This window comes from Mannheimia glucosida (genome assembly GCF_046267875.1).
GTDB classification, from domain to species: domain Bacteria; phylum Pseudomonadota; class Gammaproteobacteria; order Enterobacterales; family Pasteurellaceae; genus Mannheimia; species Mannheimia glucosida.
Genome location: NZ_CP176502.1, coordinates 1,322,726 through 1,346,507, shown reverse-complemented (window position 1 = coordinate 1,346,507; position 23,782 = coordinate 1,322,726). Strand labels below are relative to the sequence as shown.

General features: G+C 41.3%; 21 protein-coding genes. 9 read left to right on the top strand and 12 right to left on the bottom strand.

Annotation, left to right across the window (positions count from 1 at the left end; genetic code table 11):
• The first annotated feature begins 83 nt into the window (after nt 1-83).
• The gene (locus ACJ7Z2_RS06540) at nt 84-833 is read left to right on the top strand and encodes an alpha/beta hydrolase (RefSeq protein ID WP_409499732.1); all 750 of its coding nucleotides are present in this window, start codon (nt 84-86) and stop codon (nt 831-833) included.
• A 1-nt stretch (nt 834) separates the two neighbouring features.
• Here ACJ7Z2_RS06540 and ACJ7Z2_RS06535 read toward each other — a convergent pair whose 3' ends face one another.
• A complete protein-coding gene (locus ACJ7Z2_RS06535) occupies nt 835-1,320 on the bottom strand; it encodes a YbaK/prolyl-tRNA synthetase associated domain-containing protein (RefSeq protein ID WP_409501118.1) in 486 nt (161 codons plus the stop codon).
• Between the two features lie 73 nt (nt 1,321-1,393).
• On the bottom strand, nt 1,394-1,939 hold the full coding sequence (gene smrB / locus ACJ7Z2_RS06530) for an endonuclease SmrB (protein ID WP_409499731.1): 546 nt from the start codon (nt 1,937-1,939) through the stop codon (nt 1,394-1,396).
• Nucleotides 1,940-2,031: 92 nt separating this feature from the next.
• Here smrB and prmB point away from each other — a divergent pair, with 92 nt between their 5' ends.
• Nucleotides 2,032-2,976: a 50S ribosomal protein L3 N(5)-glutamine methyltransferase gene (gene prmB, locus ACJ7Z2_RS06525; RefSeq protein ID WP_409499730.1), complete on the top strand. Its 945-nt coding sequence runs from the start codon at nt 2,032-2,034 to the stop codon at nt 2,974-2,976.
• An 85-nt stretch (nt 2,977-3,061) separates the two neighbouring features.
• On the opposite strand, the gene murQ is transcribed toward prmB, so the two are convergent.
• Both murQ and ACJ7Z2_RS06515 read right to left on the bottom strand, forming a co-directional pair.
• Nucleotides 3,062-3,967, bottom strand: coding sequence for an N-acetylmuramic acid 6-phosphate etherase (gene murQ / locus ACJ7Z2_RS06520; protein ID WP_409499729.1), 906 nt, complete (start codon nt 3,965-3,967; stop codon nt 3,062-3,064).
• Nucleotides 3,968-4,429: a nuclear transport factor 2 family protein gene (locus tag ACJ7Z2_RS06515; protein WP_126302255.1), complete on the bottom strand. Its 462-nt coding sequence runs from the start codon at nt 4,427-4,429 to the stop codon at nt 3,968-3,970.
• 59 nt (nt 4,430-4,488) lie between these two features.
• Between ACJ7Z2_RS06515 and ACJ7Z2_RS06510 the strand changes: the two genes are divergently transcribed.
• Nucleotides 4,489-5,571: an MFS transporter gene (locus tag ACJ7Z2_RS06510; protein WP_154704156.1), complete on the top strand. Its 1,083-nt coding sequence runs from the start codon at nt 4,489-4,491 to the stop codon at nt 5,569-5,571.
• Here ACJ7Z2_RS06510 and ACJ7Z2_RS06505 read toward each other — a convergent pair.
• The 6 genes from ACJ7Z2_RS06505 to hemW form a co-directional block, all read right to left on the bottom strand.
• Nucleotides 5,568-6,701: an anhydro-N-acetylmuramic acid kinase gene (locus ACJ7Z2_RS06505; RefSeq protein ID WP_409499728.1), complete on the bottom strand. Its 1,134-nt coding sequence runs from the start codon at nt 6,699-6,701 to the stop codon at nt 5,568-5,570. The genes ACJ7Z2_RS06510 and ACJ7Z2_RS06505 overlap by 4 nt on opposite strands.
• A 191-nt stretch (nt 6,702-6,892) precedes the next feature.
• Nucleotides 6,893-7,732, bottom strand: a complete 840-nt coding sequence (queF, locus tag ACJ7Z2_RS06500; RefSeq protein WP_409499727.1) for an NADPH-dependent 7-cyano-7-deazaguanine reductase QueF — start codon at nt 7,730-7,732, stop codon at nt 6,893-6,895.
• A gap of 4 nt (nt 7,733-7,736) precedes the next feature.
• Nucleotides 7,737-8,285, bottom strand: a complete 549-nt coding sequence (gene gmhB / locus ACJ7Z2_RS06495; RefSeq protein WP_409499726.1) for a D-glycero-beta-D-manno-heptose 1,7-bisphosphate 7-phosphatase — start codon at nt 8,283-8,285, stop codon at nt 7,737-7,739.
• A complete protein-coding gene (gene bcp, locus ACJ7Z2_RS06490; protein ID WP_409501117.1) occupies nt 8,285-8,752 on the bottom strand; it encodes a thioredoxin-dependent thiol peroxidase in 468 nt (155 codons plus the stop codon). The genes gmhB and bcp overlap by 1 nt, the downstream gene beginning before the upstream one ends.
• 86 nt (nt 8,753-8,838) lie before the next feature.
• Nucleotides 8,839-9,879 (bottom strand): virulence RhuM family protein, encoded by a 1,041-nt coding sequence (locus ACJ7Z2_RS06485; RefSeq protein WP_409499725.1) that lies wholly within the window; start codon nt 9,877-9,879, stop codon nt 8,839-8,841.
• A gap of 142 nt (nt 9,880-10,021) precedes the next feature.
• Nucleotides 10,022-11,179 (bottom strand): radical SAM family heme chaperone HemW, encoded by a 1,158-nt coding sequence (hemW, locus tag ACJ7Z2_RS06480; RefSeq protein WP_409499724.1) that lies wholly within the window; start codon nt 11,177-11,179, stop codon nt 10,022-10,024.
• 222 nt (nt 11,180-11,401) lie between these two features.
• Between hemW and ACJ7Z2_RS06475 the strand changes: the two genes are divergently transcribed.
• The 6 genes from ACJ7Z2_RS06475 to nhaC all read left to right on the top strand — a co-directional run bounded on the left by ACJ7Z2_RS06475 (nt 11,402) and on the right by nhaC (nt 20,036).
• Nucleotides 11,402-12,985, top strand: a complete 1,584-nt coding sequence (locus ACJ7Z2_RS06475) for an ABC transporter substrate-binding protein (RefSeq protein ID WP_126302262.1) — start codon at nt 11,402-11,404, stop codon at nt 12,983-12,985.
• Between the two features lie 211 nt (nt 12,986-13,196).
• Nucleotides 13,197-14,150, top strand: coding sequence for an ABC transporter permease (locus ACJ7Z2_RS06470; protein WP_006250191.1), 954 nt, complete (start codon nt 13,197-13,199; stop codon nt 14,148-14,150).
• Nucleotide 14,151: 1 nt separating this feature from the next.
• Complete coding sequence (locus tag ACJ7Z2_RS06465; protein ID WP_409499723.1) at nt 14,152-16,122, top strand: dipeptide/oligopeptide/nickel ABC transporter permease/ATP-binding protein; 1,971 nt, start codon at nt 14,152-14,154, stop codon at nt 16,120-16,122.
• A 14-nt stretch (nt 16,123-16,136) separates the two neighbouring features.
• On the top strand, nt 16,137-16,943 hold the full coding sequence (locus ACJ7Z2_RS06460) for an ABC transporter ATP-binding protein (protein ID WP_006250193.1): 807 nt from the start codon (nt 16,137-16,139) through the stop codon (nt 16,941-16,943).
• A gap of 62 nt (nt 16,944-17,005) precedes the next feature.
• Nucleotides 17,006-18,607, top strand: coding sequence for an FAD-binding protein (locus ACJ7Z2_RS06455; protein ID WP_409499722.1), 1,602 nt, complete (start codon nt 17,006-17,008; stop codon nt 18,605-18,607).
• A 46-nt stretch (nt 18,608-18,653) separates the two neighbouring features.
• Complete coding sequence (gene nhaC / locus ACJ7Z2_RS06450) at nt 18,654-20,036, top strand: Na+/H+ antiporter NhaC (protein ID WP_126302265.1); 1,383 nt, start codon at nt 18,654-18,656, stop codon at nt 20,034-20,036.
• 45 nt (nt 20,037-20,081) lie between these two features.
• On the opposite strand, the gene ispC is transcribed toward nhaC, so the two are convergent.
• Nucleotides 20,082-21,272, bottom strand: a complete 1,191-nt coding sequence (gene ispC, locus ACJ7Z2_RS06445) for a 1-deoxy-D-xylulose-5-phosphate reductoisomerase (RefSeq protein ID WP_154704146.1) — start codon at nt 21,270-21,272, stop codon at nt 20,082-20,084.
• Nucleotides 21,273-21,391: 119 nt separating this feature from the next.
• Nucleotides 21,392-23,590, bottom strand: coding sequence for a GTP diphosphokinase (relA, locus tag ACJ7Z2_RS06440; RefSeq protein ID WP_409499721.1), 2,199 nt, complete (start codon nt 23,588-23,590; stop codon nt 21,392-21,394).
• Between the last annotated feature and the right edge of the window lie 192 nt (nt 23,591-23,782).

The window sequence follows — 23,782 nt, the reverse complement described above, 5'->3', positions numbered from 1 at the left end:
TTTGCAAATTTTGTGAGAGATCCGACCGCTTGCACTCAAATAGTGCTAAAATTTTGTCATCTTCAATTTCAATACTTAGTAAAATGGAAAAACGCTTTGAGATTAATGAACAGGGTCTCAGCATTCGCTGTAAACTGTTTTATGAAAAAGAATTGCAGCAGATCGAGAATGTAGTGATTGTGTTGCACGGCTTTGGTTCGTCTAAAGATCTGAAATCGAATACCAAATTTGGGGAACGCCTTAGCTCAAAATATAAAGGCTACGCTGCCCTTGCCTTTGATTTCCCTTGCCACGGTAATGATGCCCGTAAAAAACTCTCGGTTGAGGAATCCATTATTTATCTGCAACTGGTGATTGATTATGCCAAAACCAACCTGAATGCTAAAAATCTGTATGCTTACGGCACCAGTTTTGGTGGCTATTTAACCTTGAAATATCTGGCGGAAAAAGGCAATCCGTTTCGGAAAATTGCATTGCGGGCACCGGCAGTGCAAATCTACCATTCGTTAATGAACCGCTTGTCAGAAGATGAACGGCAAAAACTTGCCAAAGGGCGAGAAATTTTGTGGGGGTTTGATCGCCAGATGAAAATCAGCCAAGCCTTTTTTGATGAGCTAACCGATATTACCCAAAACGATTATTTGGATTATGCCGAGCAAATGTTAATTCTGCACGGCACGGAAGATGAAATGGTCGCGTTAAGCACTTCGCAGCAGTTTGCCGATAATAACGTGATTGAACTGCTCCCGATTGAAGGAGCGGATCACGCTTTTTCTAACCCTAAATTAATGGATATCGCTATCGGCAAAATCGTGGAGTTTTTCGCCCCATAAGTTAGCCTTTAGCGAATTGAATCAACACAGGATTAACTATCCGCTGATAATCTTCCGTATTTAGAATAATCGAACGTTCCAATGTGCCTGCATTGAAAGCTAATTCATCATAACGCTCGAATAAACTTGGCTCAGCCACCAATAGTAAATCGGGGTGAAAGCTAAACGGCGGAATTGCCCCAAATACACAATCGGTCAATTCTGCCACTTCAGCCGGGCTGGCAAGTGAGGCTCTTAACCCACCAAGATGCTCTGCAATTTTCGTTAAATCCGCTTGGTAATCAGCAGGTAATATAGCAAGCACAGCTTGCTTTACCCCATTGCCTTTTACCTTGCAAACTAAGGCTTTCGCCCCTTGCCCGATTTCTGTTCCTCGAATTTTTGCCACTTCTTCTGATTTCCCGGCAGAAGAATGCTCTACCACACGATAGCGAGCTTGGTGCGAATCTAACAATGCTGTAAGTTGGCGGAAAGTTTGTTCTGACATCATTTCTCCTTAATGAGACACAAGCGGTCGTTTTTAATAAAAAATTTACCATTATTGGTAATTAAGCCGAATTTTAACGCCCAAACATTTTTTCAGGGTTTTCCGGCTGTTCGACCAAAATCAGAATGGCGGCATCGCCCCCCCACTCTTTCGGGGCTTGGTGCAACGCCATTATTTTGGGGTGCTGAACCAACCAGCGTGGAATTTGATCTTTAAGCGTGCGAGTACCAAAGCCGGTCATCACACTGGCACAATATACCTTTTCCCGCTCACAGGCTAAAATCAACGCAGCCAACTCTTTCTTCGCTTTTTCTCGGCTTAAACCATGCAAGTCTAAAAATAGCTCGGGTTGGAAATCGCCTCGCCGTAATTGTTTGAGAATATAAGGATCAACATCTTCTCGCAGATATTTCACTTTTTCATTTTCTTCTTTCAACAAAGGCTCATATTCATCCGAGAAATAAAATTCCGTATCGGCTTTTTCTTTTAACTCTCGCAATTCTTGCAATTTCTTACGAGGTTCTGCTTTCGGCACAAAGGTATTTTGTGTCAGCTTTTTCGTGCCTTTTGCTGCCTCTCTGAATAATGCGAATTCATCGTCTAATAAAGTATCATTCATTATCTTTTCCTTCTTATTCATTTTTACATTCTAACACAAAGCAAAATATGGTATAACACAGCCATTTTAACAATACGAAAAAAGGCACGCCAATGTTTAAATATAATACCGAACTTCTTGATGAAATTTCCGCCCTGCCCATTGTGAATGATTTAGTCACTATTCAAGATATGATGCGTTGGGGATATAGCTATTTTAACGCTTCTGATCTTTATTACGGACACGGCTACGATAATGCGTGGGACGAGGCACAACAATTAGTGTTGGCAGGACTTTATTTACCCTTTGATGTACCGGAAACACTTTATTCCTCTCGCTTAACCCGAGTTGAGAAAGAACGTATCATCAATTTAATCTGTGAGCGTTTAAGCTCTCGCAAACCGGTTGCATACCTTACCAACTCAGCTTGGTTTTGTGGCGGTGAATATTACGTTGATGAGCGTGTAATAGTGCCTCGTTCGCCGATTGGTGAGCTGATCAAAAAAGGGTTTAAAGGCATTATCAAAAACGAGCCACATCGAATTTTGGATATGTGTACCGGTAGCGGTTGCATTGCGATTGCCTGTGCAGAGCGTTTTCCGGAAGCCGAAGTCGATGCGGTCGATCTTTCCCTTGATGCCTTGGACGTTGCTCAAATTAATATTGAGCGTCATCAGGTGTCTCACCGAGTGTTCCCGATCAGTTCCGATCTGTTTAACGATCTACCACAAGATAAATACGACTTAATTGTGACTAATCCACCTTATGTTGATGAAGAAGACTTAGGCGATATGCCACAAGAATTCCACCACGAGCCGGCATTAGCCCTTGGTTCAGGAAAAGATGGTTTGGATTTAACCAAACGTATTCTTGCCCAAGCCGCTGATTATTTAAATGATGATGGCGTGCTAGTCTGCGAAGTCGGCAACAGTATGGTGCATTTAGTCGAACAATTCCCAAGTGTGCCGTTTAACTGGCTGGAATTTGAACATGGTGGCTTAGGGGTGTTCAGTTTAAGCAAAGAGGAGTTAGTGAAACATCGTCATTTATTTGCTTAAATCTGCCTCCCCTCTCTCTGATAAATCATTCTGAACGAATGATTTATCTGTCTCTCTCCCATAAGGGGAGAGAGCAGACATACTTCTATTTTAACGCTTTTTGTAATCGCCCTTGATTTTGGCTTAATAAATCTTCGGCTTTCTGCTTATCTAAGTTACCTAAAATCATCATAATTGCCAATTTAGCGTTATTTTCGGCTAATTTTAGTGTATCTTCAGCCACTTCTCGTTCACATTCTGTCGCTTGCATCACAATCCGAATTGCTCTGGCTTTGAGTTTTTCATTGGTTGCTTGCACATCTACCATTAAATTTTGGTAGCATTTACCGATTAAAATCATCGAAGCGGTGGTGAGCATATTCAATACCAATTTTTGAGCCGTGCCGGATTTCATACGGCTGGAACCGGTTAGCACTTCCGGCCCAACCACAGTTTCAATCGCAATATCCGCAATTTGTGCCATTGCCGAATTTGGGTTACTGGCAATCGACACCGAGGTCGCCCCAAGTTGCTTGGCATATTCCATCGCTCCTAGCACATAAGGCGTTCTCCCGCTGGCAGCAATCCCAACCAATACATCTTTTTGGCTAAAATTGACCGCTTGTAAATCCACTTTGCCTTGCTCACGATTATCTTCCGACCCTTCAATCGGAAAACGTAAGGCTCTCTCACCACCAGCAATCAACCCAACCACCATTTCAGGCTTCACGCCATAAGTAGGCGGGCATTCCGAAGCATCGAGTACGCCTAATCTTCCGCTCGTGCCAGCACCAACATAAACCAATCGCCCACCTTGCTCAAAGGCTTGCACAATTTTTTCCACCGCTTGAGCAATTTGTAGCAAACACTTCTCCACCGCAATCGCTACTTGTTTGTCTTCTTGGTTGATGACTTGGACTATCTCTAACGCCGAAAGGCGGTCAATATTCATCGAATTCGGATTGCGTTGCTCGGTAATCATCTGCCCTAAGGCATTCAATAGTTGCGACACTTAAACCTCTTTAATCACAATACATTTAATTTGACGTTCTGTATTTCTCACAATGGTTCGAATATTCATTTCTACCACCACATTATCCCTCTCTATCCCAAAAAACTCACCATTTACTCTTAATAATCCAGATGATTGATTTCCCTGAAAATCGGTAGATAACAAATCAACCTTATCAAATTCCAATACTCTCTTTTGGATTAATTTGATCCATTCTTGCTTATCAATCACTTCACCTGTTGATGAGTAAAGCTCAAAATCATCGCTTAATAATGCTTGTAAAGCCGAAAAATCACGGTTCACCATTGCACTATAAAGTTCTCTATTTAAATCTAATATATCTTGATGTTTTTTTGCCCGCTCCTCGCCAATCTCTTTTATTGCCGGATAACTCCCAATTGCTGCCGCAGAAAGCCCTAATATTAAAGATAAAATAACATGCAATAATTTGATTTTTCTCATTGTGCTTCCTTATTAAATTTAGTTATATTAGAAATCATTTTTCTCATTAAATATTGTCTATGAATATCCAAAATATCATTTTATGGCGGAAATTCTTTTCCGGTCTTGCTTATGCTGCAATGCAAAGCGTATTTTTTATCTACTTACAATTCTACAAAGGCTTTGAAACCAGCCAAATTGCAACTGCATTTTCTTTGTTGGTCTTTACCAGCCAAGCATTTTCCCTTTTTGCAGGTTCTTGGGGTGATAGTTTTGGACGTTACCCTATCATGATGCTTGGCTGTTTGCTCGATGCCCTAGCTTACATTTTATTACTGACAACAAAAAATTACCCCCTGCTATTACTTGCTACCTTTTTCTTCGGGCTCGGTAGCACCTTATTTAGTACCAATGCGAGAGCATTCTTATTAGCCAATATTCAAGATACCGGAGATAGTTACCAACTCAAAACTAAGGCTCAAGGTAAATTTCTGAAGGTATCAAGCCTGTCAGCGATGGTAGCACCATTACTTACTATTCCATTTATTTTCTACCGTAAAGCAGAATGGCTTATTTGGATTAGCTGCTGCATTGAAATTATTATGCTATTCGTTATGTTTAAAACCGCACCCAAAACGCATGAATGTGCAAATGGGCAATGCGAACGCTTTAAATTTGGTGCATTAAAAGGAATACTAAATGAACAATTTATTTTTGTGCATTTATTACTTTTTATTCCGCTTGGTTTAGGAAGTGCATTTTATATTATATTCCCCTATATATTCACCAATCTTCTGGATAAACCAGAATTAGTCTCTGTCGCATTCTTTGTGAATAATTTAATTGCAGTGCTATTGCAATCTGATTTTTCACGAAAATTAAATCTGACAGTACATAAACTTATTTATATTGCACCAATACTGATTATACTTCAAATAATGCCTTGGTTTTATGCACTCCAATGGCTTTCAACCATCACTGCATTTCTCTATTTAGTGATTTTTGCCACTATTACCGTGTATGCGAATACGGCACTATCTAATATGCTAGTGAAATTAGACAATGGTAAAAACCAAGGCTTAATGTTTGGAAGCTCTAAATTAATTTTAGCTATTACCACTCTCGGAGTAATGAATGTATTACCTTACATTTTCTTAATCTAAGCAGGGTAAATCACGCCCAAACTCACGGCTTTTTTTGCTCCTGTCACGCTAGGCATATTACTGGGTAAATTATGGATTCGCTGGTAAGCTAACCAAGCAAAAGCGGCAGCCTCTACATAATCAATATCTAAACCAAATTCTGTAGTGGTTGTAACCTCCCACTCGGGAAGTAAAGCAGAAATCCGTTCCATTAATAACGGATTTCTTGCCCCACCACCACAAACTAAAAGCAAGCGAGGCAGAGAGCTTTCAAAGCGTAATAACTCATTGGCAATACTTTGAGCAGTAAATTCTGCCAGCGTGCGTTGCACGTCTTGTGGCTGACAAGACGTCAAATTTTGCTGTTTTTTTGCAAGCCACGTTAAATTAAATAACTCTCGCCCGGTACTTTTTGGGGGTGCTTTGGCAAAAAACGGCTCGTCTAATAAGGCTGATAACAGTTCGATATTAATCTTGCCCGTTCTCGCCCATTCACCGTTTTTATCGTATCTTTTGCCTTGATGTTGTTCGATCCAACTATCCATCAAAGTATTTCCGGCTCCTACATCATAACCAACTGTAGGGGAATTGGGATTTAACACCGAAATATTGCTAATGCCGCCAATATTCAGCACCACTGTTAGACGATTTGGATCGCTAAAAACAGCTTGATGAAATGCCGGCACAAGCGGAGCCCCTTGTCCGCCAACCGCCATATCTTTACGCCGAAAATCAGCAATAGTGGTAATACCTGTTTGCTCTGCCACCAAATTCATATCGCCAATTTGGGTAGTGAAGGGATATGCAGAATCCGGTGAATGCCACACCGTCTGCCCGTGACAACCTATGGCTTGAATATCCTCTACTTTTAGCTGATTTTTCGCTAAAAACGCATTAATCGTTTCTGCATAAAGCAAGCCTAATCGGTGATCAATTTCCCCCAGTTTTTGAAGATTGGTTTCGCCGGTTTTAAGTAACGCAGAAATATCCGCCCGTAATTCCTCCGGCATTGGAAAAAAATCACAAGCGGTCATTTTCGGTGGATTTTTTGCAAAATCCAGCAAAGCAATATCCACCCCATCAAGGCTCGTGCCGGACATTACGCCTATATAGTAATTTGGGCTATATTCATTCATCATAAAAATCAACATCTGCTATTTGTTACTTTTCTTTGCTTTGCCAAAGAAAAGTAACCAAAAGAAAGGCAACCCGAGCTTCACCGCTATCCTCGCTTAGTTTGAATTGGCTTAACGGCAAATTTACATTCGCTCCGCTCAGAGTAAATTTACCTACCAATTCAAACACGCTCAGGCGGTTCAGACGGGAACAAAAAACAATGAAATCATTGACGTGCCATTCTTAGATTTTCCGGCACTACCTCAAAATTCGATCTAAACGGATTGATGTCTAGCCCGCCTCGTCTGGTGTAGCGTGCGTAAACTGTTAATTTTTCCGGCTGAGCAAATTGCATTAAATCGCAGAAAATGCGTTCCACACATTGTTCGTGGAACTCATTATGCTCACGGAATGACACCAAGTAACGCAATAGCTTTTCACGGTTTAGCTTTTTGCCTTTGTAGCGAATTTGCACACTTCCCCAGTCAGGCTGTGAGGTGATTAAGCAGTTAGATTTGAGCAAATGGCTGACTAAGGTTTCTTCCACCAGATCATCTTCTGCAATGTTCTCTAAATAATGAGTCGAAAACGCATAGCTGTCGATTTGAATATCTTGCTCATCAATGCAATCACCTGCAAAATCAACTATTGGTTGTTTTGTGTAGTGCGATAATTTGTAAATTTTTACCGAAACTTGACCGCTTGCACAACGAGCCAGATCCGCTTGGATCGTTTTCTCAACGTCTTCTATTGAGCTAAATTTGGTTTGATTAAAACTGTTCAAATAGAGCTTGAAACTTTTCGATTCAATTAAGTTTTCGCTCTTAAAATCAATGGCGACATCTGCAATCGCTACTTGCGGCAGCCCATTTTGGTTCAACCAAGATAGCTCATAACAAGTCCACACATCAGCCCCTCGGTTAAAAGGCTGATCTTGTGTAATGCCTAAACCATCACGGTTTAATTTGCGAGGAACAGGTTGCAAAAGCGAGGCATCATATTCGCTTTTGTACTCGGTTTTTTGCCCTAATTTCAGGGCTGAAAGAGATTTATCGTTATAATTCATTGCGTTATTTAATATATTTCACTAAATCAACTAAACTATCTAACACCAAATCGGCTTTAGCTTGGCCTTCTTCTGTCACCGTTTTGCCGGTGCGAACCAGCACTTTGGTTTTCACGCCGGCGGCTTCGGCGGCGAGGAGATCTTCTAATTTATCACCTACCATATAAGATTGGCTTGGGTCGATGTTTAAATCTTGAATCGCTTGGGTAAACATACCGGCTTTAGGCTTACGGCAATCGCAATCTTCACGGTATTCACCTTTGCCCTCGGGGTGATGTGGGCAGTAGTAAATGCCATCTAACACCACGCCATGATCTTCATCGAGCGACCAATCCATCCATTCGGTCAGTTGCATAAATTGTGCTTCGCTAAAATAGCCCCGGGCAATGCCGGATTGATTGGTCACCAACACCAATAAATAACCTTTGTCTTGCAACTGTTTTAACGCCTTGCCGACACCGTCAATAAATTGAAAATCATCAATTTGATGCACATAGCCGTGATCGATATTAATTGTGCCGTCTCGGTCTAAAAAAATGGCTTTTTTTCCCATTAGCAACCCCGTAGATAATCAACGATCATTTGGTGATGTTCGCCGGTTTTAAATTTATCAAACACTTGCTCAACCACGCCCTGTTCATCAATTAAAAAGCTGATGCGGTGAATGCCGTCATAGGTTTTTCCCATAAACTTCTTTTCGCCCCATACACCAAAGGCTTCCGCAACTTGGTGAGCCGGGTCAGATAATAATGTGAAATTAAGGGCTTTTTTCTCTACAAATTGAGCTAATTTTTTCGGTAAATCAGTGCTAATTCCCAAAACAACGACATTTAGTTCGTCAAGTTCTGACTTGCTATCACGCAATCCACAAGCTTGCGTAGTGCAACCAGGTGTAAGGGCTTTCGGGTAAAAATAAACCAACACTTTTTTACCGGCAAATTGAGAGAGTGAAACCGACTCATCAGCCTGATTCTGAAGGGTAAATTGAGGGGCTTTATCGCCTGCTTTTAAAGTATTCATTTGTAATTTTTCCATAAAAAATAACCGCTTGCATTATACACGGCAAGCGGTCAAACTTGGCAAAAAATTTGCAAAATACGGTTGTTTTATGTTGTTGAAAATGATGGGCTGTATTGATTTTCCGAACGCAGCACTTCTTTCAAAACCTTATCAAAATCGCTTTCAAATAATCTGTCTTGAACAATGCGGTATTTCTCAAACTCACTTTCTGCGTGCAATTTTGCTTCATCAAAACGCATTTTGCCTTTGCCTTCAAGTAGAGGTAGTTCATCGGCATTCAAGAAAATATCCAACCTTTTTGCCCAATCTTCCATCGTCATCGGAATCTTACGTCTCGCTCGCCTTTCTGCTAAATCTAAAAAGGCATTGACAATTAGCCCTAGCTCTTTGAGTTCTTCCGGTGTTAAGTAATTTTTTGCCACTACAACATCACTTTTTAAAATTTTGCCGTCAGGCGATTTCGCCCAACTACTTAGCCCCATATTTGGTTTTTCGCTATCTGCTCGTTCATAAATCAGCTCAGCTGCCGTGTGTTGATGAATAGCAAAATGCAATTTATTTTGCACGCTGGCAAAAAATTGCTTGGTGGTTGGTGCATCTTTATTGTAATCCACTGAGGTTGCATAAATATCCGTAATTTTCTGATAGAAACGCCGTTCAGATAACCGAATTTCACGAATTTCTGCCAGCAACTGCTCAAAATAATCTTCATTTAAAAATGTACCGTTTTCCATTCTTTGGCGGTCAATCACATAGCCTTTTTGGGCGAAATCCCGTAATACTTTAGTTGCCCATTGGCGAAATTGTGTCGCCCGCACCGAGTTTACCCGATAGCCTATCGAAATAACGGCATCAAGGTTGTAGTGTTTAGTACGATAATTTTTGCCGTCTGCGGCAGTTACCGAGAAATCCTCGGTAACTGAATTTGGATCGAGTTCCCCACTATTAAAAATGTTTTTTAAATGCAAAGAAACATTATCTGTTGAGCAATCAAAAAGCTGAGCAATTAATTTTTGCGTAAGCCAAATTTCGTTATTTTCATAACGAATAGTAATATTTTCTGCCCCATTTTGTTGAGTAAAAATCAAAAATTCGGCGGTACTATTACGGATTTGTTTATCGGTCATAAGCTCTCCTTATTCGTGAAGGCTATGCTACTGAACACTGTTTTTTTGTCTAGTAAAAAATGAAGATTTTTCGACGCAGATCACAAAAAAACGCCTGTAATTTAACATTACAAGCGGTCTTTTTGAGTCGTTTTTTTGCAAATTAGTCCAAGAAGCCTTCCAATAATTCATTTAAAAACAGTTTACCGTGTTGGGTAATTTGCCAGTGAGTTGAGGTTTCTGAAATATAGTTTTGGCTTAATGCCCAATCCATTGTCGGTCGAACAACTTCCCTGTCTAACCCGGTAAACCATTCAAATTCTTGTTTTGGTGTAGCTTCAAGTAATCTAAAGCGGTTCATAAAAAACTCAAACGGGCGGTCGTCTAATTCAATCAGCTCTTGGCTATAGCGATATTCACCTCGCATATAACCTTTCGGGTGTTTGGTTTTGCTAAAACGATAAATTTCCCCTGTCGGATACGAAATTTTGCCGTGAGCCCCACAACCAATCGCCAAATAATCTCCAAATCGCCAATAATTTAAATTATGTCTGCATTGGTAGCCTTTTTTGGCATAAGCCGAAGTTTCGTATTGTTCATAGCCGGCATTAGTCAAAAGTTGATGCCCTTGCTCGAAAATATCCCATAACTCGTCATCATCGGGCAGAGTTGGCGTGCGGTAATAAAACATCGTGTTAGGCTCAATCGTGAGCTGATACCACGATAAATGCGGTGGATTGAGTGAAATCCCTGTTTCTAAATCCGCCAAGGCTTGTTTAACCGATTGGTTTGGTAAACCGTGCATTAAATCAATGTTAAAACTTTGCAAGCCCGATTTTGCAGAATTTTGGGCAAATTTAACCGCTTGTTTTGCTTCATTTGCATCGTGAATCCGTCCTAATTTCAATAATTTTTCCGGCTCAAAACTTTGGATTCCCATTGAAATGCGGGTTACGCCACCTTGTGCGTAACCTAAAAATCGCTCTGCCTCTACCGTTCCCGGGTTCGCTTCCAGTGTAATTTCGATATTTGGCTCGAATGCAATCCGTTTTTCTACTTCGCTTAATAAATAAGCTATCCCCTCCGCTGAAAATAAGCTCGGTGTGCCGCCGCCAATAAAAATAGAATGTAATTTACGATCACCTATTGCCACTCGGTAAGCGGTCAAATCTTGGGATAAATCTGCAAGTAAATGTTCGATATATTCTTGCTCGGGAATGATTCCTTTTTGAGCGTGCGAGTTAAAATCGCAATAAGGACATTTTTGCACACACCAAGGGATATGGATATAAAGGCTTAAAGGCGGTAAAATCAGGTTCACTGTCAATTTTTCATTTATGATTAAATTGGCAAATAATAACGAAAAGCAAGTGAAGTGAAAAGCAAAGATTTTCGTGAGCTAGATCACAAATTCAATAATTCTTGCTTTACCGCTTTAACATTAATGATATGATAAATTCAATTCAAAAAAAGTGTATTTTTTGACAAATTCACTTCAGCAAACAATACCGCCCCTATCATAAAAACTTAAAGGAGCTTTAAGATGAAAAAACAGTTTGAACACAACGAATCCCGTCGTGGTTTTATGAAACTAATTGCAGGTGTTGGTGCCGGTATGGCATTTAGTGGCACTTTAGGTACATTTACACCTAAAGCATTTGCAGCCCCTGCCGCCGGCTCAACGATTGAGGCCGGTATAGCTTATCCCATATCAACCGGATTTGACCCGCTTACCTCAAGCGGTGCATCCTCAATGGCGGCAAACCTCCATATTTTTGAAGGCCTCGTGGACTTACATCCAGCCACTCGCAAACCATATTTAGCATTGGCAGCAGCAGAGCCTGAAAAAATTGATGATGTAACCTATCGAATTACTTTACGTGACGGGGCTAAATTCCACAATGGTAATCCGGTTACCACTGAAGACGTAGTTTACTCATTTGAACGTGTATTAGACCCAGCTAAAGCATCACTTTTCGCACAATTTATTCCGTTCATTGATACAGTGAAAAAAGTCGATGAAAAAGTGGTTGAATTCAAATTGAAATATCCGTTTGCGTTATTCAAAGAGCGTTTAACTATCGTTAAAATCGTACCGAAAGCAGTAGTTGAAGCTGGTCAAGCTGCATTTGATGCTAATCCAGTGGGGACTGGCCCATATAAATTTGTATCCGCAACTAAAGATGATCGTATTGTTTTCGAAGCATTTGCAGATTATAACGGTGGCTACCCGGCACAAGTCGAGAAAATGACTTGGTTCTTACTTTCTGATGATGCCGCTCGTGTAACTGCTCAAGAATCTGGCCGTGTTCAAGCAATCGAGTCTGTGCCTTACTTAGACGCAGAACGCTTAAAACGTAAAGGTACAGTTGAGTCAGTACAATCATTCGGCTTACTGTTCTTAATGTTTAACTGTGAAAAAGCACCGTTTAACAACCCGAAAGTTCGCCAAGCGTTACATTATGGCTTAGATACCCAAAAATTAATTGATGTGGTGTTCTTAGGCAATGCAAAAGCTGCTACATCTTACGTGCAAGATACTCACCCGGATTATGTGAAAGCAAATTCGCAATATGATTTCGATAAAGCGAAAGCCGAAGCATTATTAGCAGAAGCGGGCGTGACAGAGTTAAAATTTGAATTGTTAGCAACAGATCACTCTTGGGTGAAAGAATGTGCGCCATTAATTCTTGAATCGTGGAACAGCTTAAAAGGCGTAAAAGTTTCTCTTAAACATTTACAATCTGGTGCATTATACGGCACACACGTAGATAAAGGCGCATATGAAGTTGTGATTGCACCTGGCGACCCATCAGTTTTCGGTAATGACTTAGACCTATTATTAAGCTGGTGGTATCGTGGTGATGTATGGCCGAAACGTCGTTTCCGCTGGTCTGAAACAGCTGAATATGCAGAAGTACAAAAACTGCTTGATGAAGCGGCCAAAAATCCTGCTGCTTCTAAAGAAGCCTGGGCGAAAGCAATCAATATTATCGCTGAACAAGTGCCTCTTTACCCAATTATTCACCGTAAATTGCCAACTGCGTGGAATGATAAGGCATTAACAGGTTTCCAACCATTACCAACAACAGGTATGTCATTTATCGGTGTTGGTCGTGCTAAATAGTCTTAACGGCTAGCTAAATGCAAGCGGTAATATTTTACAAAAAATTTACCGCTTGCATAAATAAAAATCAAAATGATGTAATATTCGTCTTATATCACTCAGAATTCTTACCATTTCTATATTTTCATTTATAATCCTACATATCACTATATTAGCTTGTAGGTAAACTTAGATTTAATTTTGGAGTGTAACTACACTCAAGGAGAAGAAAATGGAAATTATACTCCGATTATTATGGCGTCGTCTAATGGCTCTGCCGGTAATGATCTTAGGCGTAACTGCCTTGGTATTTATTGTTTTACAATTCACCCCCGGAGATCCGGCAACCGTTGCTCTCGGTGAAAGCGCCAGCGAAGCCGCTAAAGAAATCTATCGTGAACAACATGGGTTAAATGATCCATTGCTTGTACAATATTTTCGCTTTTTAGGGAATTTATTCGTATTAGATTTCGGTATGACAACCCCTCCAGAACAGCCTATTGTTGATATGATTGCTAAAGCATTCCCTTTAACATTACAGCTTACCTTTATTGGGGTCTTCTTAGCTGCTATCGTCTCTTTCACATTAGGTGTAACGGCAGCACTTTACCGTGATACTTGGATTGATCAATTAATCCGTTTAATCTCGGTTGCCGCTGTTGCCACACCTTCTTTCTGGTTGGGTATTTTATTGATTCAATACTTCTCCTTAAAATTAGATTGGTTGCCTTCAGGCGGTTTTATTCCATTTAGCGAAGATCCAAAAGGCTATGTAAACTCAATGGTTCTCCCTTCACTCGCTTTAGCTGTTCCTGTATGTGCCTCATTGATCCGTGTCGTGCGTACAACAATGGTAGAAGAAATGGATAAAGATTATGTTCGAACAGCCATCGGTAATGGTGTACCTTACTCAACGGTGATTCGCCACAACGTGCTTCGTAATGCCTTAATTACTCCGGTAACCGTGCTAGGTTTACGGGTTGGTTATTTATTAGGTGGTGCAGTTGTGATTGAACAGATCTTCGACTTACCGGGAATGGGTAAATTAATTTTCAACGGTATCGTCAATCACGACTTAAACTTAGTGCAAGGTGTGGTATTAACCATTGCATTTACCTTCGTGTTGGTGAATATCATTGTTGATATTCTTTACTTGCTCATTAATCCAAAAATTCGGAGTTTATAATATGTTTCGCCAAGGATTAGCTGCTCGACTTGCTTCAGGCGGTGCAAGATTTAGAGCATTATCAACCAGTTCAAAAATCGCCTTACTCTTTATTGTATTTATCGCATTAGTCGCTATTTTTGCACCATTAGTAGCGCCTTATGACCCACTGCAAACGCTACGTCCAGTGCAAGCTCCAAGCGGTGATTATTTATTCGGTACAGACCGTTTAGGACGTGATATTTTCTCGCGTATGGTATGGGGAGCAAGAACATCTCTCTTTATCGGTTTAGGTGCGGTAGGCGTTGCGATTCTATTCGGTAGTATTTTAGGGGCAACCGCGGCAACCGCCGATAAATTCGGTAACGAAGTGATTATGCGTTTTATGGATATCTTAATGGCATTCCCGGGTATCGCATTAGCTGCTGTATTACTTGCCACTTTCGGTAACTCTGTACCTGTGATTATCGTGACTATTGCGGTTGTTTACACTCCCCAACTTGCCCGAGTGGTGCGTGCTAACGTAGTATCTCAATGGGAAGAAGATTATGTGCGTGCCGAGCGTGTAATTGGTGGTAGCCGTACTTATATTCTATTAAAACACGTTGTGCGTAATACTGCTGCACCGGTTTTAGTATTCGCAACAGTGATGGTTGCTGATGCCATCGTATTTGAAGCATCACTTTCATTCTTAGGTGCAGGTGTGCAACCTCCATTCCCATCTTGGGGAAATATTTTATCTGAAGGTCGTAACTTAGTCTTAAGTGGCTTCTGGTGGGCGACAACTTTCGCAGGGATTATGATTTTATTAACCGTACTTGCGTTAAATATCCTTGCTGAAGGCTTAACCGATGCGTTAGTAAATCCAAAACTAAAACGTTCAACTCAAAGTAAAGAAGATGTCGCAAAACCATTGGCAACAGACGTTCAAGAAGCAATGTCTGAAACTCTTGCGTTAAAACGTTACTTACTCAAATTACACGAGAAAGAAACGACCCGTACTGACCGTATGCAATTAAACTCAACGGCCAAACCGATTTTACAAGTGAAAAACTTATCAATCCGTTTTCCGAATCGTTATGGTGAAACTCCGCTTGTTGATAATATCAGCTTTACTGTTCACGAAGGCGAAACCATGGGCTTAGTGGGTGAATCTGGTTGTGGTAAATCAATCACCGCATTCTCAATTATGGGTTTATTACCAAAAACTGCAAGAATCACTGGTGAAATCCTCTTTACCGACCGTTCAGGTAAACAACACAATCTTTTAGAATCAGCCGATTTAAATGCCCTTCGTGGTCACGAAATCTCGATGATTTACCAAGATGCATTAAGTGCGTTAAACCCATCAATGCGTATTAAAGACCAAATGGCACAATTAATCAGCCGTGGTGGTAAACAATCAGCAGAAACATTATTGCAATGGGTAAAACTTGACCCGGAAAAAACGCTCAACCGTTATCCTCACGAGTTATCCGGAGGACAACGTCAGCGTGTATTAATTGCAATGGCACTTGCTCGTGAACCGAAACTATTGATTGCTGATGAACCAACAACAGCATTAGACGTAACCGTTCAAGCTGAAGTGATCAAATTATTAAACGAATTACGTGAGAAACTTGGATTTGCAATGGTATTCGTGAGCCACGACTTAGCTTTAGTGGCACAAATCGCTCACCACATCACGGTAATGTATGCTGGTCAAGTGGTTGAAACTGCACCAACTACGCCATTATTGGCAAACCCAACACACGAATACACACGTGGATTATTAGGCTCGGTACTTTCTACCGAATTGCGTGCAGAACGCTTATATCAAATTCCGGGCAGTGTGCCTTCACCATTTGATTTTGCGAAAGGTGACCGTTTTGCGAGTCGTTCATTAAGACCAGATGCAAACCCTGAACAGCACTTGAAATTAGTGCCAACCGGTGATCACCCACAACACTTCTGGGCTTCACACTTAGAAGATCCACAATCTAAAGAAGCATAAAGGAGAGCAATACGATGAGTATGAAATTTATCAAAGAACAGCCAATTATTGAACTGTCTAATATTGTTGTGCAATTTGCTTCTCGTGACGGCACCTTATTTAACCCGAAAAAATTCACGGCGGTAAATGATGTCAGCCTAGCAATTCACGCCGGTGAAACAGTCGGTCTGGTTGGACAATCTGGTTGTGGCAAATCTACTTTAGCCAGTGTGATGATCGGGCTTCAAAAACCAACCTCCGGCACAGTAAAATTTAACGGCTTAGAGATGAAATATGGCAGTGCGGAAGCTCGCAAATATTTCGGTAGCCAAGTGTCAGTAATTTTCCAAGACCCGGCAACCGCCCTAAATCCGCGTATGCGTGTGTTAGATATTTTAAAAGATCCGATGGATATTCATAATATCTTACAACCGCAAGAACGTGAGAAGCGGGTTTATGATTTGCTCTCTCGAGTCGGTCTACCTCGTTCAGCGGCGTTGGTCGAGCCAACCCGATTATCCGGTGGGCAAAAGCAACGTGTAGCGATTGCTCGTGCATTGGCATTAAATCCGAAGCTGATTGTGGCTGATGAACCAACCTCTGCACTTGACGTATCGGTTCGAGCTCAAGTACTGAACCTGCTGGCAGACTTGAAAAAAGAACTCAATTTAGCGATGGTATTTATCTCTCACGACTTACAAACCGTTCACCAAGTTTCAGACCGCATTGTGGTTATGAACGGCGGTAAAATTGTGGAAATGGGCGATGCTTCAGACGTATTTGAACGCCCAACGCAAGAGTACACCCGAACCTTAATTGAAGCAGCACCATCTTTATTATAATTGTGCTTTGTGCCTACAAGCGGTAAAATTTTTGAAAAATTTTACCGCTTGTGTTTTATTCTATGATCCAAATTACCCAAACCATTAACACCGATTTATTAATTGTCGGCTCTGGCATCGACGGGCTTTCTGCGGCTGTTAAGGCAAAAGAAAAAGGCATTAATGCCTTACTGATTAGCAAATCCACCATTGGCTCGGGAGCAAGCTACTTTCCGCTTAAAGCGACACTTGGCATTCAAGTAACCGGCGATGAAGCCGATAAAATTCACTTTAAAGAAGATATTGAAAACATCGGCAAGGGTAAAATCAACCCCAATGTGGTGCAAGCTTATATTGAAGATTCACCACAAGCAATTGAATTACTAAACCGTATCGGCTTTCAGCCTTGGAAACGTAACGATAACCGTCCTGCTTGTTTTGCCAAATACCCTCGCCCGATTTATTTAATTAAAGATTGGCGAGAATCTGCTCTGCGAGCGAAGCAGATTTTGCAAGAGCAACACATTGCTTTCTATGAAAATGCTACCTTACTACACATTGTGGTGGAAGATAATCAGGTGCAAGGTGCGGTATTTTCGCTCTCTACAAGCGGTAAAATTTCCTATATTTTTTGCAAAACCAAGCATCTTATTTTAGCCGCAGGCGGGATTGCCGGGCTGTATAAAGATAATCTCTACCCGGCTGATGTTATCGGTTCACTTCATTATGTGGCACAACAAGCCGGGGCAACCTTGGTTAATCTTGCCTTTATTCAGTTCATTCCTGCCTTTGTCGAGCCAAAATACAAGGTGCTATTTGGCGAACATACATTGAAATATGTCACCCAAATTACCGATTCTAAGGACAACAACCTATTTCCACACTTAAATGCCGAGCAATTTGCAAAAATGGTGCTGGAACGTAGCCATTATGCTCCTTTCAGCCTTGATTTTGCCGGCGTGGAGTTCGATTTAGTGATGATGAAACATTTGCTTGAAAACCCTCACGAAAAAGGCATTTACCTAAAATACAGCCCAAAACTGTATGAAGACACGGAAGAGTTTTACACCGTCTATTTGAATTGGCTCAAAAATGAAGTCAGGATTGATTTAGTGCAAGATAAAATTGCAATCAAGCCGTTTGCTCATAGCTGTAACGGCGGCATTCAAATTAATCAATGGGGCGAAAGTGCAGTAAAAGGGCTATTTGCGATTGGCGAAATTTCTCACTGCATTGAAGGGGCAAACCGTATGGGCGGAAATTCCGTGGGTGGTGGTTTAGTATTCGCTAAACGGGCGATAGCCGAAATTAAGCAGAGATTGCAACAAGAGGATTTGCAATCAGGTAATTTGCAAAAAAACAGCGAAATTTCACCGCTTGCAAAGGCAGAAAAGGCGTTAAATCAGCTTGCCAACCCCAATGCAAATTTAGCACTGACAGCAAGCGAAGTGCTTTCGACCATTCGGGAAAATATGGCGTTATATGCCAATGTTTACCGAACCAGAGAAAATCTTCAATATCTACTGAATGAATTAGCAAGGTTAGAGCAAAAATTTGACCCACTTTACCACGCTCAATATCAAGGGATTGAGGTGTACAATGCGTTAAAAACCGCACAATTAGTGGTCAATCAAATGCTAAATGAGCAGAGTTTAGGTGCACACTACTTAGATGAACAAAATTAGTCTATAATGCACGTTTGTTTTAAGAATAATAAATCTAGGAGTATGAATGAACCACTACCTACTTAAATTAAAACCGACTACCGCTGTCATACTGTCACTTTTAACCGTTTTTATCTTAGGTTTTACGATGATCGGGCTGGGTTGGGTACCGCAAATTTCAATTTTAGCGGTTATTGTCATTCTGTTATTGTTTGGATTAGTCAATAAAATCCCGTTTAAAGAGATGCAAGATGGGATGTCTAAAGGCTTGATGTCAGGAATTGGGGCAGTTTACTTATTCTTTTTCATCGGCTTATTGGTATCGGCGTTGATGATGTCGGGGGCAATTCCAACCTTAATGTATTACGGTTTAAGCATTATTTCGCCTGAGTTATTTTATATTTCGGCTTTTGCGTTAAGTTCAGTAGTGGGGATTGCATTAGGTAGTAGTTTAACCACCACCGCCACCATTGGCGTTGCCTTTATCGGAATGGCTTCCGCTTTTGGGGCGAACCCTGCAATTGTCGCAGGAGCGGTGGTTTCAGGGGCGTTTTTTGGCGATAAAACCTCGCCGCTTTCAGATACAACTACTATTGCCGCTTCTGTAGTGGGCATTGATATGTTCGCTCATATCCGCAATATGCTTTATACCACCATTCCGGCGTGGGGTTTAACAGCACTATTCCTTTGGTTTTTAACCGATCCTTCTGATGCTCACAACTTAGCCAACATTGAGGCATTAAAAACCAATTTACAAGAAACAGGCTTGATTCACGGTTATACATTATTGCCTTTCATTACCTTAATTTTAATGGCAATGAAACGGATTAATTCGATTTATATCATTGTTACTACTGTCGCATTATCATTAGTGATTACCTATATTCATAGTTCGCCGACATTAGAACAACTCGGTAATTATTTCTTTACCGGTTATAAACCCGTTGAAGGCGTGGATTTAGGAGATGTGGCATCGTTAGTCTCTCGAGGAGGGATTAACAGTATGTTCTTTACCATTACCATTGTCGTATTAGCATTAAGCTTGGGTGGATTATTACAAATCCTCGGTATTTTGCCGGCATTACTGAAAGGCATTAGCGGCTTTTTAACCAATACCGGACGAGTTACCTTTGTGGTTGCCAGCACCGCGGTGGGAATTAACGTCTTAATCGGTGAGCAATATTTAAGTTTATTATTGTCGGGTAATACTTTCCGCTCAACTTACGAACGCTTAGGTTTAGAGTTGAAAAATTTATCCCGTACCATTGAAGATGCAGGCACAGTTATCAACCCGTTAGTGCCTTGGAGTGTATGCGGTGTCTTTATCAGTAGCGTATTAAATGTACCGGTGTTAGATTATCTACCATACGCATTCTTCTGTTATATCTGTTTAATCCTTACCTTAATTTTTGGATTTACCGGGGTAACAATCAGTAAAAAAGCTAACTAATATGTGAAAAATGCCTACAAATTTGTAGGCATTTTCTTTTCTCCGCTAAAGTTGCAACACTGCTTGTTTTGCTAATTCTCTGGCGAGCTTATCAATATGCAATACATCAGCAATTTCACTGACTTGAATTGGAGCAATATTTTCCACCACCGCTCTATTCACGTTCACAATATCCGTAAAGCGGATTTGCTCGTTTAAAAACGCCTCAACGGCAATTTCATTGGCGGCATTCATCGCTGTTGTCGCATGCTGTCCTTCTGCAAAAGCCTCAATCGCTAATTTTAAGTTCGGGTAACGGGCAAAATCCGGCTCAATAAAAGTTAGCTCTTTTAATTTAAAGAAATCTAATGGTGGCACACCGGCATTAATTCGGTTTGGATATGCCATCGTGTGAGCAATTGGCGTACACATATCAGGGTTGCCCATTTGAGCAATCACCGAGCCGTCAATATAACGCACCATTGAATGAATAATTGATTGCGGGTGAATGATGATCTCCATTTCCTCCGCCGAGGCATTAAACAACCAGCGAGCTTCAATATACTCCAAGCCTTTGTTCATCATTGTGGCTGAATCGACCGAGATCTTTTTTCCCATCGACCAATTAGGGTGAGCCACTGCTTGAGCCGGTGTAATCGCATCAAATTCATTTAATGGCTTAGTACGGAACGGTCCACCCGATCCTGTTAAAATAATTTTACTGACACCCAGTTCAGCGAGTGGACAAAACCCGACTTTTTGCTGGGCTTCCGGTGGGAGAGATTGAAAAATCGCATTATGTTCACTATCCACCGGCAAAAGTTTCGCCCCAGATTTACGGGCTTCATCAATAAAAATTTGCCCACAGGTTACCAGCGATTCTTTATTCGCCAACAACACGGTTTTACCGGCTTTCACTGCAGAAAGCGTCGGCAATAGTCCTGCTGCCCCTACAATAGCAGCCATTACCATATCCACTTCGGAATGTGCAGCAAGCTCACAAATAGCTGCTTGACCGGCTAACACTTCAGTTTTAGACCCCAAAGTTGCCAATGCCGTTTTTAATGCTTGTGCGGCTTTTTCATCATCCATTGCCGCAAAAGTCGGCTGATATTGACGACATTGCTCCAGCATTAATTCAACATTCTTACCACCAACTAAGGCAAACACCTCATATTGGTTTGGGTTATGATCAACCACCGATAAGGTGCTTTTACCGATAGAACCGGTTGAACCTAAAATCACTAATTTTTTCATTCTGTTTCTCTTTATCTAATGACTGATAAGGGCGAAAGATTTTTCGCCCCTACGCTTCAAGTATGCTCATTACTACTTTGTTATAAGTAAATTTTTTAGCAAAAACGACCGCTTGTAAATTAACTCGAAAGCCGTTTTGCCTCAATAACATCATCTAATTGAGCGATGCGAGCCAATAATTTATTCAAAATTTCAACGTTGTTAAGCTGAATTTCCATATCAATGGTTGCGAGGCTGCGTTTCACATCAGTTCGGCTGGAAACGCCTAACACGTTTACTTTTTCATTTGCCATAATTGCACTGACATCTCGCAGTAATCCGTTGCGGTCATTGGCAATCACTCGAATGGTTAAGCTTAAGCCTGATGTGTAGCCTTCTCCCCAATCAGCCTCCACAACTCGCTCAGGATTTAGACTTTGTAATTCAAACAGTTGCTCGCAATCTGCACGGTGAATCGAAATGCCCCTGCCTTGAGTGATGTAACCAACAATAGGATCGCCCGGAATTGGCTGGCAGCAGCGGGCAATGGAGTGCATTAAGTTCCCCACCCCTTCTACAATCACATAGCCTTTGCTTGGCTTCGGCTGATTGGTGTTTTTATTCACCTGTTTAAGCACCGCTTCGTCTTCTTGTTCGGCAGTCGGTTTAATTAATTTTGATTGCAAGAAGTGCATTAGCTGATGAAGCCGAATATCACCACCGCCAATACCGGCATAGAGATCGTCAAACTGTTTTAAGTTATAGCGAGGCAGTGCATATTCTTCAATTTGCTTGAGTGTAAAACCGAATTTTTCCATTTCGGCTTCAAGGGCTTCTTTGCCGATTGGAATATTTTTCTCTCTATCTAATTTTTTAAACCACGCAATAATTTTTGAGCGAGCTTTGCCGGTGTTCACAAAACCGGTATTCGGATTGAGCCAATCTCGGCTTGGGTTCGGCTCTTTTTGGGTGATAATTTCAACCTGATCGCCCATTTGCAGATGGTAAGTGAACGGCACAATCCGCCCTGCCACTTTTGCACCAATGCAACGATGTCCGATTTCACTATGAATCGCATAAGCAAAATCAAGCGGTGTGGCTTTTTGTGGTAAATCGATCACCTCGCCTCTCGGGGTAAAGACATAAACACGATCATCAAAAATTTGCGAACGCATTTCCGCCACCATATCGCCCGAATCGGCAAGATCGTTTTGCCACTCGAGCAATTTGCGTAACCACACAATTTTTTCTTCGTAGCCGGAACGCCCTGCTGTTGCGCCCTCTTTATATTTCCAGTGAGCGGCTACGCCTAGCTCCGCGTCATCGTGCATTTGCTGGGTACGAATTTGCACTTCAATCGCTTTTTCGCCTTCGCCTAATACAACCGTATGAATAGACTGATAGCCGTTAGGTTTCGGGTTGGCAATATAATCATCGAAATGTTCCGGCAAATGGGTATATTTGGTGTGAATAATGCCTAATGCTGTATAGCAATCTTCTAACGTTGGCACAATCACCCGCACCGCTCGCACATCAAATAACTGATTGAATTTCAAGCGTTTTTTCTGCATTTTCTTCCAAATGCTATAAATATGTTTCGGGCGACCATAAATCTGTACATTGTTGATTTCAGGGCTTAAACAAGCGGTCAGTTCTGCCACAAAATTTGCAATATAACGCTCACGATCCACACGGCGTTCGCCCAATTCAAATTTAGCAATTTGGGTGTAAGAGACAGGGTGTAAAATGCGGAAACAGTAATCTTCCAGCTCCCATTTGAGCTGTCCGATTCCTAAGCGATTGGCAAGCGGGGCATAAACGTGGGAACACTCTTTAGCGGCAAGCACGGTATCTTCTTCGGAATGGTGGTTACCGTCACGCAGGTAGGCGATTCGCTCGGCAAGTTTAATCACCACACAGCGGAAATCGTCCACCATCGCCAGTAACATACGGCGGATATTGTCAATTTGCAGATCCGACACATTATTGGCACTAAGCTGGCGGATATTCTCCATTTCGAGTACGCCTTTCACCAAGTTTTTGATGTCGTTACTGAAATCTTCTTTTAATTGCACCAAGTCGATTACATTGTGTTTGACCAGCGGAAAAAGCAAGGCGGCAACCAAACTGTCATCGTCCATATTCAAACCGTGCAATACTTCAACCATTTCGATGCCATACCACATCAGGCTGTAGTCTGTATCCAGCTTTTCCTGTGCATAAGTCCACGCATTGTGAATCTGCTCAAAAGTCACAGGAGACATATTCAGGCTTGCACACCAACTCGACAACTCAAAATTATTCGGATCAAGTTGATGGGAATAACGAATTGCTACCATAAGGCCTCCTTGTAAATTTTTGTGGAAATCAGACCGCTTGTTATCGCTTAAAATGGAGTTTTATTATACGTTGAAATTCAGAAAAAATTTACCCCTAATCGAAAATTTAATCCAAGTTGTCTTATCCTCTTTACTCCTTAAGAGGTAGCAACCTTGTGATAAATCAAACCTATCAACACAATCATTTGCACG

Coding starts and splice junctions, on each gene's coding strand:
- ACJ7Z2_RS06540 (WP_409499732.1), top strand. CDS start 84: ATGGAAAAACGCTTTGAGATTAATGAACAGGGTCTCAGCATTCGCTGT.
- ACJ7Z2_RS06535 (WP_409501118.1), bottom strand. CDS start 1,320: ATGTCAGAACAAACTTTCCGCCAACTTACAGCATTGTTAGATTCGCAC.
- smrB (WP_409499731.1), bottom strand. CDS start 1,939: ATGAATGATACTTTATTAGACGATGAATTCGCATTATTCAGAGAGGCA.
- prmB (WP_409499730.1), top strand. CDS start 2,032: ATGTTTAAATATAATACCGAACTTCTTGATGAAATTTCCGCCCTGCCC.
- ACJ7Z2_RS06515 (WP_126302255.1), bottom strand. CDS start 4,429: ATGAGAAAAATCAAATTATTGCATGTTATTTTATCTTTAATATTAGGG.
- ACJ7Z2_RS06510 (WP_154704156.1), top strand. CDS start 4,489: ATGAATATCCAAAATATCATTTTATGGCGGAAATTCTTTTCCGGTCTT.
- ACJ7Z2_RS06505 (WP_409499728.1), bottom strand. CDS start 6,701: ATGTTGATTTTTATGATGAATGAATATAGCCCAAATTACTATATAGGC.
- queF (WP_409499727.1), bottom strand. CDS start 7,732: ATGAATTATAACGATAAATCTCTTTCAGCCCTGAAATTAGGGCAAAAA.
- gmhB (WP_409499726.1), bottom strand. CDS start 8,285: ATGGGAAAAAAAGCCATTTTTTTAGACCGAGACGGCACAATTAATATC.
- bcp (WP_409501117.1), bottom strand. CDS start 8,752: ATGAATACTTTAAAAGCAGGCGATAAAGCCCCTCAATTTACCCTTCAG.
- ACJ7Z2_RS06485 (WP_409499725.1), bottom strand. CDS start 9,879: ATGACCGATAAACAAATCCGTAATAGTACCGCCGAATTTTTGATTTTT.
- ACJ7Z2_RS06475 (WP_126302262.1), top strand. CDS start 11,402: ATGAAAAAACAGTTTGAACACAACGAATCCCGTCGTGGTTTTATGAAA.
- ACJ7Z2_RS06470 (WP_006250191.1), top strand. CDS start 13,197: ATGGAAATTATACTCCGATTATTATGGCGTCGTCTAATGGCTCTGCCG.
- ACJ7Z2_RS06465 (WP_409499723.1), top strand. CDS start 14,152: ATGTTTCGCCAAGGATTAGCTGCTCGACTTGCTTCAGGCGGTGCAAGA.
- ACJ7Z2_RS06460 (WP_006250193.1), top strand. CDS start 16,137: ATGAGTATGAAATTTATCAAAGAACAGCCAATTATTGAACTGTCTAAT.
- ACJ7Z2_RS06455 (WP_409499722.1), top strand. CDS start 17,006: ATGATCCAAATTACCCAAACCATTAACACCGATTTATTAATTGTCGGC.
- nhaC (WP_126302265.1), top strand. CDS start 18,654: ATGAACCACTACCTACTTAAATTAAAACCGACTACCGCTGTCATACTG.
- ispC (WP_154704146.1), bottom strand. CDS start 21,272: ATGAAAAAATTAGTGATTTTAGGTTCAACCGGTTCTATCGGTAAAAGC.
- relA (WP_409499721.1), bottom strand. CDS start 23,590: ATGGTAGCAATTCGTTATTCCCATCAACTTGATCCGAATAATTTTGAG.